The organism is Streptomyces sp. NPDC101194 (assembly GCF_044767885.1).
In the GTDB taxonomy this organism is placed as follows: Bacteria; Actinomycetota; Actinomycetes; order Streptomycetales; family Streptomycetaceae; genus Streptomyces.
Genome location: NZ_JBIWOS010000001.1, coordinates 995,593 through 1,011,521, shown reverse-complemented (window position 1 = coordinate 1,011,521; position 15,929 = coordinate 995,593). Strand labels below are relative to the sequence as shown.

Annotated in this window: 15 protein-coding genes; 11 read left to right on the top strand and 4 right to left on the bottom strand. The window is 71.1% G+C overall.

Going from position 1 to position 15,929, the window contains the following annotated elements:
• The first annotated feature begins 93 nt into the window (after window positions 1–93).
• Together ACIRP2_RS04415 and ACIRP2_RS04410 are read left to right on the top strand one after the other, a co-directional pair.
• Window positions 94–1,065 (top strand): helix-turn-helix transcriptional regulator, encoded by a 972-nt coding sequence (locus ACIRP2_RS04415; RefSeq protein WP_404246420.1) that lies wholly within the window; start codon window positions 94–96, stop codon window positions 1,063–1,065.
• Between the two features lie 61 nt (window positions 1,066–1,126).
• The gene (locus tag ACIRP2_RS04410; RefSeq protein WP_404247171.1) at window positions 1,127–1,648 is read left to right on the top strand and encodes a DUF4240 domain-containing protein; all 522 of its coding nucleotides are present in this window, start codon (window positions 1,127–1,129) and stop codon (window positions 1,646–1,648) included.
• A 25-nt stretch (window positions 1,649–1,673) separates the two neighbouring features.
• Here ACIRP2_RS04410 and ACIRP2_RS04405 read toward each other — a convergent pair whose 3' ends face one another.
• Window positions 1,674–2,444 (bottom strand): SDR family NAD(P)-dependent oxidoreductase, encoded by a 771-nt coding sequence (locus tag ACIRP2_RS04405; protein ID WP_404246418.1) that lies wholly within the window; start codon window positions 2,442–2,444, stop codon window positions 1,674–1,676.
• A 146-nt stretch (window positions 2,445–2,590) separates the two neighbouring features.
• Here ACIRP2_RS04405 and ACIRP2_RS04400 point away from each other — a divergent pair, with 146 nt between their 5' ends.
• Entirely contained in the window at window positions 2,591–3,226 is a 636-nt protein-coding gene (locus ACIRP2_RS04400; RefSeq protein ID WP_404246416.1) for a TetR/AcrR family transcriptional regulator, read from the top strand.
• Window positions 3,227–3,241: 15 nt separating this feature from the next.
• Here ACIRP2_RS04400 and ACIRP2_RS04395 read toward each other — a convergent pair whose 3' ends face one another.
• Entirely contained in the window at window positions 3,242–3,766 is a 525-nt protein-coding gene (locus ACIRP2_RS04395) for a GNAT family N-acetyltransferase (RefSeq protein ID WP_404246413.1), read from the bottom strand.
• Window positions 3,767–3,885: 119 nt separating this feature from the next.
• Here ACIRP2_RS04395 and ACIRP2_RS04390 point away from each other — a divergent pair, with 119 nt between their 5' ends.
• On the top strand, window positions 3,886–4,785 hold the full coding sequence (locus ACIRP2_RS04390) for a TIGR01777 family oxidoreductase (RefSeq protein WP_404246411.1): 900 nt from the start codon (window positions 3,886–3,888) through the stop codon (window positions 4,783–4,785).
• 229 nt (window positions 4,786–5,014) lie between these two features.
• Window positions 5,015–6,322: an FAD-dependent oxidoreductase gene (locus ACIRP2_RS04385; RefSeq protein WP_404246409.1), complete on the top strand. Its 1,308-nt coding sequence runs from the start codon at window positions 5,015–5,017 to the stop codon at window positions 6,320–6,322.
• 80 nt (window positions 6,323–6,402) lie between these two features.
• Here ACIRP2_RS04385 and ACIRP2_RS04380 read toward each other — a convergent pair whose 3' ends face one another.
• Window positions 6,403–8,148: a regulator gene (locus ACIRP2_RS04380; protein ID WP_404246407.1), complete on the bottom strand. Its 1,746-nt coding sequence runs from the start codon at window positions 8,146–8,148 to the stop codon at window positions 6,403–6,405.
• Window positions 8,149–8,411: 263 nt separating this feature from the next.
• Between ACIRP2_RS04380 and lipB the strand changes: the two genes are divergently transcribed.
• The 4 genes from lipB (at window position 8,412) to ACIRP2_RS04360 (ending at window position 11,591) form a co-directional block, all read left to right on the top strand.
• Window positions 8,412–9,224: a lipoyl(octanoyl) transferase LipB gene (lipB, locus tag ACIRP2_RS04375; RefSeq protein WP_404246405.1), complete on the top strand. Its 813-nt coding sequence runs from the start codon at window positions 8,412–8,414 to the stop codon at window positions 9,222–9,224.
• Between the two features lie 145 nt (window positions 9,225–9,369).
• Complete coding sequence (gene lipA, locus ACIRP2_RS04370; protein WP_351083238.1) at window positions 9,370–10,335, top strand: lipoyl synthase; 966 nt, start codon at window positions 9,370–9,372, stop codon at window positions 10,333–10,335.
• 328 nt (window positions 10,336–10,663) lie between these two features.
• Window positions 10,664–10,864 carry a hypothetical protein gene (locus ACIRP2_RS04365; protein WP_114244165.1) on the top strand — a complete coding sequence of 67 codons (201 nt, stop codon included), beginning with the start codon at window positions 10,664–10,666 and terminating at the stop codon, window positions 10,862–10,864.
• 19 nt (window positions 10,865–10,883) lie between these two features.
• Window positions 10,884–11,591, top strand: a complete 708-nt coding sequence (locus ACIRP2_RS04360) for a DUF4191 domain-containing protein (RefSeq protein WP_404246402.1) — start codon at window positions 10,884–10,886, stop codon at window positions 11,589–11,591.
• Window positions 11,592–11,818: 227 nt separating this feature from the next.
• Here ACIRP2_RS04360 and ACIRP2_RS04355 read toward each other — a convergent pair whose 3' ends face one another.
• Entirely contained in the window at window positions 11,819–12,286 is a 468-nt protein-coding gene (locus ACIRP2_RS04355) for an RDD family protein (RefSeq protein WP_404246400.1), read from the bottom strand.
• Between the two features lie 256 nt (window positions 12,287–12,542).
• Here ACIRP2_RS04355 and glnA point away from each other — a divergent pair, with 256 nt between their 5' ends.
• Window positions 12,543–13,952, top strand: a complete 1,410-nt coding sequence (gene glnA, locus ACIRP2_RS04350) for a type I glutamate--ammonia ligase (protein ID WP_351082790.1) — start codon at window positions 12,543–12,545, stop codon at window positions 13,950–13,952.
• Window positions 13,953–14,243: 291 nt separating this feature from the next.
• Window positions 14,244–14,666 (top strand): hypothetical protein, encoded by a 423-nt coding sequence (locus tag ACIRP2_RS04345; protein WP_404246398.1) that lies wholly within the window; start codon window positions 14,244–14,246, stop codon window positions 14,664–14,666.
• Window positions 14,667–15,929 lie beyond the last annotated feature (1,263 nt).

Sequence of the window (15,929 nt, the reverse complement as noted above, 5' to 3'; positions counted from 1 at the left end):
GTCGGGGACGTCCTCGTGCCCGGCCCGCGGCCGAGGCCACCGCGTGACGGGGACTCGGGCTCGCAACCCGCTCACCACGGCCACACTGGCCCCATGCGTGCTGCCCGTCTCATCAAAATGGTGCTGCTCCTGCAGTCCCGCCCCGCCATGACCGCCGCCGAACTCGCGCAGGAGCTGGAGGTGTCCGAGCGGACCGTCACCCGCGACGCGCAGGCACTCTCCGAAGCCGGTGTACCGGTGTACGCGGACCGGGGCCGGGCCGGGGGCTACCGGCTCGTCGGGGGGTACCGCACACGGCTGACCGGACTCGCCCGCGACGAGGCCGAGGCGCTCTTCCTCTCCGGACTGCCGTCCGCGCTGCGCGAGATGGGCCTGGAGGACGCCGCGTCCGCCGCCCGGCTCAAGGTGTCGGCGGCCCTGCTCCCTTCCCTGCGCGGCGCCTCGGACAGTGCCGCCCGGCGCTTCCACCTGGACGCCCCCGGCTGGTACCAGGAGCCGGTCACCCCCGAACTGCTGCCCGCCGTCGCGGAGGCGGTCTGGGACGACCGGATCGTCCATGCCCGCTACCGCCGCAGCGGCCGGGACCACGAGGTGGAGCGCGAGCTGGCCCCGTACGGGCTCGTGCTGAAGGCCGGGGTCTGGTACCTCTGCGCCCGCGTGGCCGACGACTTCCGGGTGTACCGGATCGACCGGTTCTCGGCCGTCGCGGTGTCGGACGAGCGGTTCGCGCGTGACGAGCAGTTCGATCTGCGGGGCTTCTGGGACGAGCGGGCCGCCCAGTTCGCCCGCTCGCTCCTGCGCACCGAGGTGACGGTACGGGTGTCGCAGGAGGGTGTACGCCGACTGCCGTACGCCCTGGACCGTTCGGCGGTCCGCGAAGCGCTGGACGCGGCCGGTCCACCCGATGCGCGGGGGTGGCTCACGGTCGTCCTGCCGGTCGAGTCCCTCGACATCGCGTACAGCCAACTGCTGGGGCTGGGGCCGGAGTTGGAAGTCATCGAACCGCCCGCCCTGCGGGACCGTCTGCGCGTGGCCGCCGAACGCCTGCGCGACCTCTACAGCTGAGGGCTTCTTCCCGCCGCGTCTGCGTGCATCGCCCGTCGCCAGGACCGATGCTTGACCCGTGATGGACGAGACGGAGTTCTGGGAGATCGTCGACAGCACCCGCGAGGCCGCCGAGGGCGACCCCGAGGACCAGGCGGACCTGCTCGTCGAACGGCTGATCCGGCTCGATCCAGAAGCCGTGCTGGATTTCGCCCGGCACTTCGAGGCCCGGTACCACCGCGCCTACCGCTGGGAGCTGTGGGGGGCCGCCGCCGTGCTGCTCGGCGGCGCGGGCGACGACGCCTTCGACTTCTTCCGCTGCTGGCTGATCGGTCAGGGCCGGGAGGTCTTCGAGGGCGCCGTGCACGATCCGGACGGCCTCGCCGATCTCCTCGACGACTTCGACGAGGAGGTCGACGGGGACGCCGAGGATCTCGGCTACGCCGCCGACGAGGCGTACGAACAGCTCACCGGCGTGGTCACCCCGGACCTCGGCCTGCCGCCCCAGACCGCCGAGCCGGAGGGCACGCCCTTCGACCTGGAGGACGAGGCGGTCCTGGCGGAACGCTTCCCCGCGCTCTGGGCGCGGTTCGGGGCCGGCTGACCGGGTCCGGGGCCCTGCCGCCCGGTCAGAAGTGGGTTCCGCCGTCGATCCGGATCTCCGTACCCGTGATGAACGCCCCGTCCTGCGATCCGAGCATCGCGACGACGCCCGCGACGGTGTCCGGGCTGGCGAAGCCCGCCCCGAGGGCCGGCGCCAGCTTCACGAAGAGCGACATGTCGGCGTCGGCGGGCAGTCCCGGCCCCTTGCCGCTGGTCATGTCGGAGGAGATCGAGCCGGGCGCGACGGCGACGAACCGTACCCCCTGCTTGCTGTACTCGCTCGCCAGCGCGTGCGTCATCGACTGGATGCCGCCCTTGCTCGCCGCGTACGCCGCCATGTAGGGGTGCGCGAAGCTCGCCGAGGTGGAGGAGAAGTTCACCACGACCGGCTGGTCGCCCTCCAGCAGGGCCGGTATCGCCTCGCGGATCACCAGGAACGTACCCGTGAGGTTGACCGCGAGGATCTTGTTGAAGAACTCCAGCGACGTCTTGTGCGTGTGCTCGGAGCGCAGGATTCCGGCCGCGTTGACGAGTACGTCCAGGCCTCCGAGGGTGGCCACGGCGGAGGCGACGCCCGCCTGGACCGCAGCCTCGTCCGAGATGTCGAGGACGAGGGTGGTGAGGCGGTCGGCCACGCCGTTCGCCACGGCCGCCTCATGGGTGGCCTTCAGCCCGGCCTCGTTGACGTCGGCCGCGACGACACGGCCGCCCTCGGCGAGGACGCGGTGGACGGTGGCCTGGCCGATGCCGGAGCCACCACCGGTGACGAGTGCGCGGCGGCCTTCATAGCGGTTCATGTCTGTTCTCTCCCGATCCCGGTGACTGCTGTCCCGAGGCTGTCTCGATAGCGCCTCGATCGATGTCCACCGTACGCCTGTGTGGCACGTTTTGCCACGACGGCATTTCACGCACACTCCTTCTCCGCCGAGGTAATCTCCTGGGAATGAGCCCCAAGCCGAGTCAGCCGTCCCTCACCGAGCGCCGCAAGGCCGCGACCCAGCTGGACATCGCGCGCGCCGCCGCCGCGCTCTTCGCCGAGCGCGGCCCCGACGGCACCACGGCGGAGGACATCGCGCGCCGGGCGGGCGTCGCGCTGCGCACCTTCTACCGGTACTTCCGTTCCAAGCAGGACGCGGTGGGCCCGCTGCTCTCCGGCGGCGCCGAGCGCTGGCGGGCGCTGCTGGAGGCGGCCGAGCCGGGGGAGGCACTCGCCGAGGTCCTGGAACAGGCCGTCACCGAGGCGCTCCGGGTGCCCGACGCACACGCCGCCGAGCAGCTCGGCTGGACGCGCGGGCTGCTGCGGGCGGCGGTGGAGGACCCGGCGCTGCGTGCCGTCTGGTACCGGGTCAATCAGGATTCGGAGGAACGACTGCTGCCGGTGCTGGCCCGGCTGGCGGGCGACGCGGCGGACCCGTTGGAGGTCCGGCTCGCCGCAGCCGCCGCCACGGACGCGGTACGTGTCGCACTGGAGGCCTGGGCGAGGACGGAGGCACCGGCCGACGGGCCCGGCTCGCCCGCCGATCTGGCGGTGCGCTGCCTCCATGAACTCATGGGCGGCATGCGGCTGTTCAAGGAATGAGCGGGAGACGCGGGGTCACGGGGCGAGCGAACGGCCCATCATGACGTCGTCGACGTAACGCCCGTTCAGGAAGAACTCACCGGGCAGCACGCCCTCGACGACGAACCCCTCCGACTCGTACAGGGCCCGCGCGGGCGCGTTGTGCCCGAGCACCCGCAGCGTCATCCGGTTCGCCCCGTCGCCGCGCGCCGCCGTGAACGCCGCTCGCAGCAGGGCCCTGGCGACACCGCGCCCGCGCGCCCAGTCGGCCACGGCGAGGCCCTGTATCTGCCGGACGTGCGCGTTGCAGGCCAGCGGGGTCGGCGGGACCAGTCTGGTGTACCCGGCGAGGCACACCTCGCCCGCCTCGTTCTCCGCCTCGGCCACGAGGAAGTCCTCGGGCCTGTGCCGGTCGTCGAAGAACGGTTCGTACGGCGGCTGGGGCCGTGGGGTCACGGCGTGCAGCGTCGACCAGGTGGAGCGGTCGAGTTCGCCGAGAGCGGCTTCGTCGGACGGAGCAGCGGGACGGAGGCGGACCGGGCTCACGGGGTTCTCGGGCATGCGCGCCACTGTGCCACGCCACCCTTCTCCCGGTCAGCCCTGTTTCGGGCTCCGCCGACTCGGCAGGCCGTCGGCCCGGCGAACGGGGCACACGGGGGCCGCTGCGGCAGGATGGGCCCATGCTGCACTCCCGTATCGCTGTCACCGGAGCATCCGGACTCATCGGAGCGGCGCTGGTGCGCTCGCTGCGGACCGACGGACACGAGGTCGTACGCCTGGTGCGGCGTCCGGCGCGGGCCGGCGACGAGGTGGAATGGGATCCCGGGCGGGGTTACGTCGACGTGGCGGGCCTGGTGGGCTGCGACGCGGTCGTCCATCTCGCCGGGGCCGGGGTCGGCGACCACCGCTGGACACCGGCGTACAAGCGGGAGATCCGGGACAGCCGGGTCCTCGGGACGACGGCGATCGCCGAGGCCGTCGCCTCACTGGACGTACCGCCGAAGGTGCTGTTGTCCGGGTCGGCCATCGGTTACTACGGCGACACCGGGGACCGGGCGGTCGACGAGAGCGCACCGGCCGGCGAGGGCTTCCTGCCGTCCGTGTGCGTGGAGTGGGAGGCGGCCACGGCCGCCGCCCACGAGGCGGGCATCCGGATCGCGCACGCGCGCACCGGTCTGGTCGTCGGCCGTGAGGGCGGTGCCTGGGGCCGGCTCTTCCCGCTGTTCCGCGCGGGGCTCGGCGGTCGGCTGGGCAACGGACGTCAGTACTGGAGCTTCATCGCGCTGCACGACGAGGTCGCGGCGCTGCGGCACATCCTGGACACGGAGTCGCTGACGGGCCCGGTGAATCTGACCGGCCCCGCCCCCGTCACCAACGCGGAGGTGACGGCCGCGATGGGGCGGGTGCTCCACCGCCCCACGCTGCTGACCGCTCCGGCACCCGCCCTGCGGATCGCCCTCGGGGACTTCGCCCAGGACGTGCTGGGGAGCCAGCGGGTACTGCCGGGCAAGCTGCTGGACTCGGGTTTCGTGTTCGCCTTCCCCGGAATCGACGCGGCGATCCGCGCGGCGCTGCGCTGAGCGCACCGGGACGACGCCGGCGTCCGGGGGACCGCATCCCTCGGATTCGGGGCCCGCACATCCACCCCGGAATCGGACGGACATGCGACCCCGTGTGCAACGGTGCCCCGGCCGCGCGCGACTGCGCCCGCGCCGGACACCCTCCTAGCCTCCTTGCGAACTCGGGCATTCCGGGGGCCTGTCGGGGGCAAGAGCCTCCCAGTAGTTGCGCCGACTCGGGGAGGGGCACGTGCTCAGCTCGGCACATCACGCGGACGTCGTCATCATCGGGGCCGGGATCGCCGGCCTGTCAGCCGCTCACCAACTGATCAGCGCAGGGGTAAGTGTCAGCGTCCTGGAGGCCGGCCCCCGGGTCGGCGGCCGGATGACCACGGCCGACGTGGACGGCTTCCGGCTCGACCACATCGGCCCGCTGCTCAGCACCTCGTACCCGGAACTGCGCCGGACACCCGCCCTCGCGGGTCTCGCGCTGCGCACCTTCGCGCCGGGCGTGCTCGTCCACAGCGAGGGCCGTCAGTACCGGACGGGCGATGTACGGGGCGCGCGGGGCGCATTCAAGGTGGCGCGCGCCCTGGCAAGCGCCCCCCGCCCGCCGATGGGCGGCCCGATCGACCAGGCCAGGCTGGGCGCCGCCCTGACCCGGCTCGCCGCCACGCCGGCCACCCGCATCCTGGCCCGGCCCGAACGGACCGCGCTCGCCGCGCTGTCCCACCGCGGCCTGCCCTCCCGTACCGTCAACGGCTTTCTGCGCCCACTGCTCTCCGCACTTCTCAGCGATCCGGACCTCACCACGTCCAGCCGGTGCGCCGATCTCGCCCTGCGCGGCTACGCACGCGGCAGGCTCTGCGTACCCGAGGGCGGCTCGGGCGAGCTGCCCGAGCTGCTCGCCGCCGCCCTGCCGCCCGGCACCGTGCGGACGGGCGTGCATGTCACCGCCGCCGACATCACCTCGGTCCGCACCAAGGAGCACGGCGAACTGGGCTGCCGTTCCCTGCTGTTGGCGACCGGCGCCGGTGCCGCGACCGAGCTGCTGCCCGGACTGCGGATGCCTTCCTTCCACCCCGTGACGGTCCTTCACCACACCGCCCCCGTTCCCCCGGCGACCGGCGCCTCGCTGCTGCTGGACGCCGACCGTTCCGGCCCGGTCGCGCACACCGCGGTGATGAGCGCGGTCGACCCCTCGCGCGCCCCGCGCGGCCGGACCCTGATCAGCTCGACGGTGCTCGGCACCCCGCCGTCCGACCTGGACCGCACGGTCCGCTCCCATCTCGCCGCCCTGTACGGCACTCCTACGGACGACTGGGAACTGCTGGCCGCCCACCACGATCCCGAGGCCGTCCCCGCGATGCCGGCCCCGCACGATCCGCGCCGCCCGGTCCGGCTCCTCGCCGGGCTGTACGTGTGCGGCGACCACCGCGACACGAGCTCGGTCCAGGGCGCCCTGTTCTCCGGACGCCGCGCGGCCGACGCGATCCTCACCGACCTGGGCGTACGACCGGGGTACGGCAGCGGGGCGATGCTGACCGATGCGGCATAGGGCCTTTCGTTCGGACCGGGCCGGATCGGCGAGCGGGTCCGGCGCCAGTGCGCCGGACCCGTCCTGCGGCCGCCCCGGGCTCATCCCAGCGCGGCGACCCGCTCGCGGTACCCCCGCACCGCTGCCGCGTCCCGGAACGGCTCAAGGCGGCGCTCGAAGTCCCGTACGTACTCCGTCGCCCGTACCGACCGCATCTCCGCCGCCTGCTGCGCGGCCTCGGCGCCGAGCACACACGCCTGGTCGAGCTCGCCGAGCCCGAGCCGCGCGCAGGCCAGCACCACCCGGCAGAACAGCCGGCTGCGGGCGTACGCCGGGGCACGGAGCTCGAGGGAGCGCTCCGCGTGCTGCGCCGCGGCCCGGTGCTGCTGCAGGTCCCGGTGGCAGTGTCCGAATTCGTCGGCGAGCTGGGCCTCGTCGAAATACCGTGCCCAGTGCGGCATCTCGTCCCCGGTGCGGGCACTCTCCAGCGCGCGTTCCGCCCGCGCCAACGAGGCGGTGCAGGGCCTGGCCTCGCCGAGCACCCCGTGTCCGCGTGCCTCGACGGCGTGCAGCAGCGCCTGGACGACGGGCGGCGCCGACGAACCGATGCCCTGCTGAGCGACGCGCGCCAGCTGTACGGCCTCCCTGCCGTGCCCGAGATAGACCGCCTGCCGGCTCATGGTGACCAGGACGTAGCTGCCGTACGCGCGGTCACCGGCGGCCTGGGCGAGCCGCAGCGCCTGGACGAAGTAGCGCTGCGCCAGGCCGTGGGCCGCGATGTCGTACGAGGTCCAGCCCGCCAGCCGGGTCAGATCGGCGGCGGCGGAGAAGAGCCGGCGTCCGGTGGCCTCCCCGTACGTCCCGCGCAGCATCGGCTCCGTCTCGTGCTCCAGGTACCGGACGAGGGCCTGCCGGGCGTGGCCTCCGCCGTAGGCGTTGTCGAGGGCGCGGAAGAGCTCCCCGACCGAACGCAGTGCGGCGACGTCACCGCCGCTGACCCGCTGGCCGGGCCCCCGGTCGGACTGCCGCTGCCGGGGGACTCCGGGCGCGCCCGGCAGCCCCGCTCCCGGGGAGAGGGGGCCTGCCGAGGGGGCGTGGGATCCGGGTGGGGCCGACGGTCCGGAGGGCCGGGACGGCACGGGCCCACGGGCCGCGGCGTTGCGGCCGCCGGCCGCCGCGGCACCCGTCCCGCCGTGCCCGCCGCCGGGCCAGTGCGAACCGTACGCCCCGTGCGACCCCGGCGCCCCGCGCGTCCCGCCGGGGCCGCCGCCCCGCCTCGGAGCGCCCACCTCGGCAGTCCCCGCGATCCCGACGGTCCCGGCGGTCCTGCCCGGCCCACCGGCCGCACGGGCGCCGTCCGCCCCGTCCGGCACCGAGGGCGCGGACGCGCTCCCCCTTCCCACCCACTCATCGGCCCGGCCGATCAGCCAGTCCCTGCTGGGGACGACGAGTCCGGCCGGGGTGAAGGCGATCTTGCGCAGCTCCGCATGGCTGCCGGAGTCCTTCCGCCACAACCCGCTGACGATGTCGACCGCCTCGGCGGGCGTGGCCGCGAACTCCAGCCCCGCGTAGACGGGAGCGCACGCGTCGAGGCCCAGATCCTGTGCGGAGAGGCGGCGTCCGAGGCGCCGGGTGAAGACCTCGGCGATCAGCGCGGGAGTGGTGCCGCGCGGCTGCTGACCGCGCAGCCAACGGGTCACGGAGGTCTTGTCGTACCGCAGGTCGAGACCGTGTTCCAGGCCGAGTTGGTCCACTCTTCGGGCGAGACCGGCATGGGAGAAACCGGCCTCGGTGATGAGCGAGGCGAGTCGGCGGTTCGGGGTGCGCTGCGGAGGTCGTTCCGACATCAGCTGTACGGTCTCCTGCCTTCGGGGCCGGGCGGGCAGCCCTAATGGAACGGCGCGAATTTAGCGGCCTCTGCGGCGGCCACAGCCACCATCGCTTCACTTTCATCCGATCGTGTGAGGATTGGGTGGTGGCACTGACGGGATCGACCTGCTGGGCCGCCGTTCGGTGACCGGTCGTACAGTGGCTTGGGGCCGATTGAGTGCAGGGTGGCGTGGCTCCGGGCACCCCGGCTCCAGTCACCGCGAGTAGGGAGGCAGCTGTCGTGAGCGAGCTTCGGTTCGTCCGGCTGGGATTCGGCGAGGAAGCCGTCGACTACCAGGAGGCCTGGCAGAAGCAGCGCGAGGTGCACGCGGCCAGATTCGAGGACGCCGTCCCGGACACCTGTCTGCTGTTGGAACACCCGCCCGTCTACACGGCGGGGCGGCGCACGACCGACAGTGAGCGCCCGCTGGACGGCACCCCCGTCATCGATGTGGACCGCGGCGGCAAGATCACCTGGCACGGTCCCGGGCAGCTGGTCGGCTACCCGATCCAGAAGCTGCCCCGCCCGGTCGACGTCGTCGCGCACGTCCGCCGGCTGGAGGACGCCCTGATCCGTACCGCCGCCGAATTCGGTCTGGAGACCTCCCGGGTCGAGGGCCGCAGCGGGGTCTGGGTGCTCGGCGACCCGGTCGAGGAGCGTCCGGCGATCGGCGGCCTCTCCCTCGACTTCGACCCCCGGCTGCACGACGAGGAGTTCGACGCGCGGCTGAACGGCCCCGAGTACGCCCCGTCCAACGCCGGTCAGCGGCGCGAGGACCGCAAGCTGGCCGCGATCGGCATCCGGGTCGCGAAGGGCGTGACCATGCACGGCTTCTCGTTCAACGTGAACCCGGACAACACCTGGTTCGACCGCATCGTGCCGTGCGGGATCCGGGACGCGGGCGTCACGTCGCTCGCGTACGAGCTGGGCCGCGACATCGGGATCAAGGAGGTGCTCCCGGTCGTCGAGAAGCACCTCAGGGACGTCCTGGAGAACGCGCAACTCGCCCCGCGCACCATCGAACGACCGACGGATGCCGTGACCACGGCGTGACAGCCCCGGGAGGTCTCGTTCCGATCATGCCGGGAATAGGACCTGCCGGCCACAGGTTGGCCGGACGTAAGACCGCTTGAACCACGGGCGTACCCTGGTGTTCGCCGAAGAATCCAATGCAGTGAAAGCAAAGGGGAGTGCCGGAGTGTCCGCTGTCGCACCCGACGGGCGCAAGATGCTGCGCCTTGAGGTCCGGAACAGCCAGACCCCCATCGAGCGCAAGCCCGAGTGGATCAAAACCCGGGCGAAGATGGGCCCCGAGTACAACCAGCTGCAGAAGCTCGTGAAGAGCGAGGGTCTGCACACGGTGTGCCAGGAGGCCGGCTGCCCCAACATCTTCGAGTGCTGGGAGGACCGCGAGGCCACGTTCCTCATCGGCGGCGACCAGTGCACCCGGCGTTGCGACTTCTGCCAGATCGACACGGGCAAGCCGCAGGCGCTGGACCGGGACGAGCCCCGCAGGGTCGGCGAGTCCGTGGTCACGATGGACCTGAACTACGCCACCATCACCGGCGTCGCACGCGACGACCTGGAGGACGGCGGCGCCTGGCTCTACGCGGAGACGGTGCGCCAGATCCACGCGCTGACCGCGGAGCGAGAGGCCGGCCGCACCAAGGTCGAGCTGCTGATCCCCGACTTCAACGCGGTTCCCGAGCAGCTCGCCGAGGTCTTCTCCGCCCGCCCCGAGGTGCTCGCGCACAACGTCGAGACGGTGCCGCGGATCTTCAAGCGGATCCGCCCCGGCTTCCGTTACGAGCGTTCCCTGGAGGTCATCACGCGGGCCCGCGAGGCCGGCCTGGTGACCAAGTCCAACCTGATCCTCGGCATGGGCGAGACCCGCGAGGAAGTCAGCGAGGCGCTCCAGGACCTGTACGACGCGGGCTGCGAGCTGATCACGATCACGCAGTACCTGCGGCCGTCCGTGCGTCACCACCCGGTCGAGCGCTGGGTGAAGCCGCAGGAGTTCGTGGAGCTGAAGGAGGAGGCCGACGAGATCGGCTACTCCGGCGTGATGTCCGGGCCGCTGGTCCGTTCCTCCTACCGCGCGGGCCGTCTTTTCCAGCAGGCGATCGAGCGTCGCGGCGCCGTCGCGGCGGCGCCCGCCGTGTGAATCCGAGCACAAGAGGCTACCGCTCAGTAACAGCTATGCGACGCGGCCCGTACGCGCCCCGCAGGTCAAAGGCGCGTATGGGCCGCTTCGACGTGCGCTGAGCCCGGATCAAGGTTTCATTGGTGTTTGACCGACCGGTCATGCGCTGGTAACACCGAGCAGTGACGCTGGGTGCTCCGGTGCAGTGGTTCCACGGACCGCTGCCACCACCGCTTCCCGCACCCGACGCACGCCACCCACTTCGCGCAACGCAGTCCCGGGTAGCTCAACCCGGGCAGCTGAGTCCACGCCACTCAGTCCGCACATCCGCTCCGAGGAGATTTCCACGATGCAGGCCGTGCCGGTACGCGCCACCGCCATCCCTTCCGTCACCGATGCTCTCCGTGCCGTCGAGTCGCTGCTGCTGAGCAGCGGCCAGCGCACCGCCCGCCGCAACGCCTGGACCGCCGTCCTGGAGGACCGGCGCCGGGCCAAGGACCGGGTCGAGACCGAGTACGTACTGGAGGCCGCGGCCGACCACCGTTCTTGAGCCACGTAAACTTCTGTACATGGCGAGGAAGGCAAACACTGAAGGCGCGGACAGCGCCGAGAACGCGGGGCGGCTCAAGCAGATCGCCCTGACCTACAAGATGACCCGGCGGACCGACTCCAAGATCGGTCTTGTCGTCGCAGGTGTGGGAATCGTCACCTTCGGTGTCCTTCTCGCGGTCGGCTTCCTGATCGACCACCCGGTCTACCTGGGCATCCTGGGCTTCGTGCTGGCCCTCCTCGCGATGGCGATCGTCTTCGGACGGCGTGCCGAGCGCGCGGCCTTCGGGCAGATGGAAGGACAGCCGGGCGCGGCGGCGGCGGTGCTGGACCGGGTCGGCCGTGGCTGGACCACGACCCCCGCGGTCGCGATGAACCGCAGCCAGGACGTCGTCCACCGCGCCGTGGGCAAGGCGGGCATCGTGCTGGTCGGCGAGGGCAACCCGAACCGGGTGAAGGTGCTGCTCGCGGCCGAGAAGAAGAAGATGGCGCGCATCCTGGTCGACGTACCGGTGCACGACATCATCGTCGGCAACGACGAGGGCCAGGTGCCGCTCAAGAAGGTGCGCACCAAGATGCTGAAGCTGCCGCGCGTACTGGCCGGCCCGCAGGTGACGGCCGCCAACGACCGGCTGCGCGCGATGGGCGACCTGATGAGCAACATGCCGCTGCCCAAGGGCCCGATGCCGAAGGGCACGCGGATGCCGCGCGGCGGGAAGATGCGCTGACGCCTCCGTCGTACCCGCTGTTCCTGCTGTTCTGCTGTACCCGCACACGGCCGCTGCACGTGTGAAGGGGGCGGGGGGGGGGGGGCCCCCCGGGGGGCCCCCCCCCCCCCCCCGCCGGGGGGGGGGGGGGGGGGGGGGGGGCGCCCCCCCCCCCCCCCCCCCCCCCCCCGCCCCCTTCCCTGTTCCGTCCTCGGCGTCCGCTTCCTCGGCCTTCCGTCCTCAGTGGCTCACATACGGACCTGAACGGCTCGGGCCAGCCGGTCGTGCAGGCCGCGGCCGTCGCGGTCCCAGACCAGGGCCGGGATCACGATGCACAGCAGCACGCTCCGGACGACCACTCGGCCGAAGGTGAGCCGGCCGCCGTTCTCGGCGACGACCCTGATGCCCAGGAGGCGCTTGCCGGGCGTGCAGCCGATGGTGCCTACGGTGAGCACACTCAGTACGAGAAAGACGCCGAGCGCCCAGTTCCCGGCCGCCTGCTGGTCACCGCGAGCGAGCAGCCCGTATGCGACCACCAGGCACAGGGCCCAGTCGATGAAGACCGCGCCGAAGCGCCGTCCGAGCGGCGCCACGGATCCCGGGCCGTGCTCGGGCAGACCGAGCCGCTTGCCCCGGTAGCCGAAGTCGGCCCCCATTTCCTCGGCGGCCGCGCGCGGCCCTGAGAGCCACGATCCGATTGCTTGCCTGTTGTCCACCCGACCACGGTACTGCGCCCGCCCGTGCCGCCCCCCGGGCGGGCCCCTCCCGACGGCCTCCGCGGCGCCCCTCGGAAGGGGCGCGGAACCGGCCACGAGGTGCCGCTCACACCCGGCTCGGTTAACTTCTGCGAAACAAATGGGTCATGCTTGAGAAATCCGGTCTGCCTATGGTCGGGTCCAGCGTGTGCCACCGCACTGGCCGCACCACGAGCTACAACCCCGTCCCTCCCGGGCCGGGAGTAGGAGGAGTTGGATGTTCCAGAACGCCGACGACGCGAAGAAGTTCATCGCCGACGAAGACGTCAAGTTCATCGATGTCCGGTTCTGTGACCTGCCCGGTGTGATGCAGCACGTCACCGTCCCGGCGGCGACCTTCGACCCGGCCGACGAGCTTGCCTTCGACGGCTCGTCGATCCGCGGCTTCCAGGCCATCCACGAGTCCGACATGGCACTGCGCGCAGACCTGTCGACCGCCCGTGTCGACCCCTTCCGCCGCGACAAGACCATCAACATCAACTTCTTCATCCACGACCCGATCACCGGCGAGCAGTACAGCCGTGACCCGCGGAACGTGGCCAAGAAGGCCGAGGCGTACCTCGCCTCCACCGGCATCGCCGACACCGCGTACTTCGGCCCCGAGGCCGAGTTCTACGTCTTCGACAACGTCCGCTTCCAGACGTCGGCGAACGAGAGCTTCTACCACATCGACTCCGAGGCCGGCGCCTGGAACACCGGTGCGGTCGAGAACAACCGTGGGTACAAGGTTCGTTACAAGGGCGGCTACTTCCCGGTCCCGCCGGTCGACCACTTCGCCGACCTGCGCGCCGAGATGTCCCTGGAGCTGGAGCGGAGCGGACTCCAGATCGAGCGCCAGCACCACGAGGTCGGCACCGCCGGCCAGGCCGAGATCAACTACAAGTTCAACACCCTGCTCGCCGCGGCCGACGACCTGATGCTCTTCAAGTACATCGTGAAGAACGTCGCCTGGCGCAACGGCAAGACCGCGACCTTCATGCCGAAGCCGATCTTCGGCGACAACGGCTCGGGCATGCACGTCCACCAGTCCCTGTGGGCCGGTGGCAACCCGCTCTTCTACGACGAGCAGGGTTACGCGGGACTCTCGGACATCGCCCGCTACTACATCGGCGGCATCCTCAAGCACGCCCCGTCGCTGCTGGCCTTCACCAACCCGACGGTGAACTCGTACCACCGCCTGGTTCCCGGCTTCGAGGCCCCGGTCAACATGGTGTACTCGCAGCGCAACCGCTCCGCCGCGATGCGTATCCCGATCACGGGCTCCAACCCGAAGGCCAAGCGCGTCGAGTTCCGCGCCCCGGACCCGTCGTCGAACCCGTACCTCGCCTTCTCCGCCCTGCTGATGGCGGGCCTCGACGGCATCAAGAACAAGATCGAGCCCGCCGAGCCGATCGACAAGGACCTCTACGAGCTGGCTCCCGAGGAGCACGCGAACGTCCAGCAGGTCCCGACGTCCCTCCCGGCCGTTCTGGAGGCGCTGGAGGCGGACAACGAGTACCTGCAGGCCGGCGGCGTCTTCACCTCCGACCTGATCGAGACGTGGATCGACTACAAGCGCACCAACGAGATCGCCCCGATCCAGCTGCGCCCGCACCCGCACGAGTTCGAGCTGTACTTCGACCTGTAAGGGGCCGATTCTCCACGAAGGCCGCCACCCCCTCTGGGCGGCTTCTAGGGGTGGCGGCCTTCGCCGTGAGAACCCGCACGAGAGGCGAGGGAACCGGGCCGCCGACCGGGCCCCGGTCCGGGGCGGGCGCACCACACAGGTTCATGAGCCCTCATCACGAAACGATGAGGGCTCATGACCGATCGAGGCTGACGATCAACCATCGGACACAGGACACCACGAGGGAATGACCGAGCCTGTGCTGTCACCGGTTGCTCGCCGGGTCTGGTGCCGGATCACATGCTCCCCGTCGTGGTGCTGGGCGCAGTCGTGCCACCACCCGTGGTCGGCGCAGTCGTCCCGCCACCGGTCGTCGGCGCAGTCGTGCCACCACCCGTGGTCGGCGCAGTCGTGCCACCACCGGTCGTCGGCGCAGTCGTCCCACCACCGGTCGTCGGCGCAGTCGTCCCACCACCCGTGGTCGGCGCAGTCGTCCCGCCACCCGTGGTCGGCGCAGTCGTCCCGCCACCGGTCGTCGGCGCAGTCGTGCCACCACCCGTGGTCGGCGCAGTCGTGCCGCCACCGGTCGTCGGCGCAGTCGTGCCACCACCCGTGGTCGGCGCAGTCGTCCCGCCACCGACGGTGTTACCGCCGCCGACCGTATTGCCGCTCCCCGCGATGACGGAGCCACCGATGGTGGAACCGATGATTTGGTTCAGGTTGTTGGTCGTCTGATTGACGACCTGGTTTATCACCGTCTGCGAGAGGCCGAGGCTTCTCCCCGTGGCCTGCGCCGCAGCCACGCCCTGTGCCCTCGCCTCTTGCGGGGAAGCGCCTCTGCTTCTCGCCGCTTGTGCCGCGTTCGTTCCGGCAGCAGCAGCAGCGGCCGCACCTGATCCTGCCGATGAGGATGTCGATGTCGCCGATCCTCCTCCGGTACAGGCCACAGGGCCTACGGAGAAGCTGCCCGCGCCCGTTACGGCGATCGGTCCGACACGACCGTCAGGAGAAGGGCGCAGCACCATTCCCCCGGGGGAGACGGTGAACGTCCCGTTGGGGGCGAAGTTCTCTCCCGTCAAGGTACTTGCCACCACCCGACACGTCTGGGTCGGGGCAGCGGAAGCAGGTACGACAGTGGTCGCAGCCAACCCTCCGACCAGCGCGACTGTCGCGGCGGAACTCAGGACGACGTTTCCTCTCACGGTTTTCTCCTTTTCGGCACTTTGCTTGCTGTCCCAGTCACCATCGTGAGCGGCGGACCACAGCCACGGCGTGACTCCGGCGTGACGCTGACGCAGTGAAGGAACCGGCAGCAGCAACTCCGAGTGGAATCCCGGAATCCCTCCTCGTACAGCTTGCGCGCCCTCTTTGAAAATGTCGCGCCGAAAGCTTTTCCCGGATTCAACCAGCCATGACTGAGGAGTTGACTCCGGCGACCGTTCACCGGGCACCGGTATGCGGATGCGCGTGAAAACAACCGGAAGAGCAGGAGAAGCATGAGAAAATGTACGCGAAGGCACTGCGACGACTGGAACGAGTGCCGCACGGGGCGCAATCCGGAGAATTACGACCCGGCTGAACACAACGGGCCAGCAGCAGACCGGATCGAACGATACGATGATTGTCGACGCCCAAGGGCTGTCCCGTAGTCCCTGGCGGGCGCACGACGGCAGCTACGGCACCTCGCCCCATTGCCGGAGCGGCCCGCGCGCGTCCAGCAAGCGGACGTCACTCCGGCTCGCGATGCATCGCGTCCGACGCTGCGTGCCGATGCACCAGGAATTACGGGGCAACCCTTGGTACCGGTTCTACGAGAATCGTCCCCATCGACCCATGGCGCTGGGGCCGCTGAAGCCTCAGCGCACCGATGGGGACATTCCAGTTCACTCCGAGCCTTTGGGCTGATGAACATGAATAAGACAACCATGCGGAATATAGGTGCCGCAGCGGCCGCCTCCTTCTTCTTGGCGGCCGGCATATTGGGCACATCGGCGAGTG

Coding starts and splice junctions, on each gene's coding strand:
- ACIRP2_RS04415 (WP_404246420.1), top strand. CDS start 94: ATGCGTGCTGCCCGTCTCATCAAAATGGTGCTGCTCCTGCAGTCCCGC.
- ACIRP2_RS04410 (WP_404247171.1), top strand. CDS start 1,127: ATGGACGAGACGGAGTTCTGGGAGATCGTCGACAGCACCCGCGAGGCC.
- ACIRP2_RS04405 (WP_404246418.1), bottom strand. CDS start 2,444: ATGAACCGCTATGAAGGCCGCCGCGCACTCGTCACCGGTGGTGGCTCC.
- ACIRP2_RS04400 (WP_404246416.1), top strand. CDS start 2,591: ATGAGCCCCAAGCCGAGTCAGCCGTCCCTCACCGAGCGCCGCAAGGCC.
- ACIRP2_RS04395 (WP_404246413.1), bottom strand. CDS start 3,766: ATGCCCGAGAACCCCGTGAGCCCGGTCCGCCTCCGTCCCGCTGCTCCG.
- ACIRP2_RS04390 (WP_404246411.1), top strand. CDS start 3,886: ATGCTGCACTCCCGTATCGCTGTCACCGGAGCATCCGGACTCATCGGA.
- ACIRP2_RS04380 (WP_404246407.1), bottom strand. CDS start 8,148: ATGTCGGAACGACCTCCGCAGCGCACCCCGAACCGCCGACTCGCCTCG.
- ACIRP2_RS04365 (WP_114244165.1), top strand. CDS start 10,664: ATGCAGGCCGTGCCGGTACGCGCCACCGCCATCCCTTCCGTCACCGAT.
- ACIRP2_RS04360 (WP_404246402.1), top strand. CDS start 10,884: ATGGCGAGGAAGGCAAACACTGAAGGCGCGGACAGCGCCGAGAACGCG.
- glnA (WP_351082790.1), top strand. CDS start 12,543: ATGTTCCAGAACGCCGACGACGCGAAGAAGTTCATCGCCGACGAAGAC.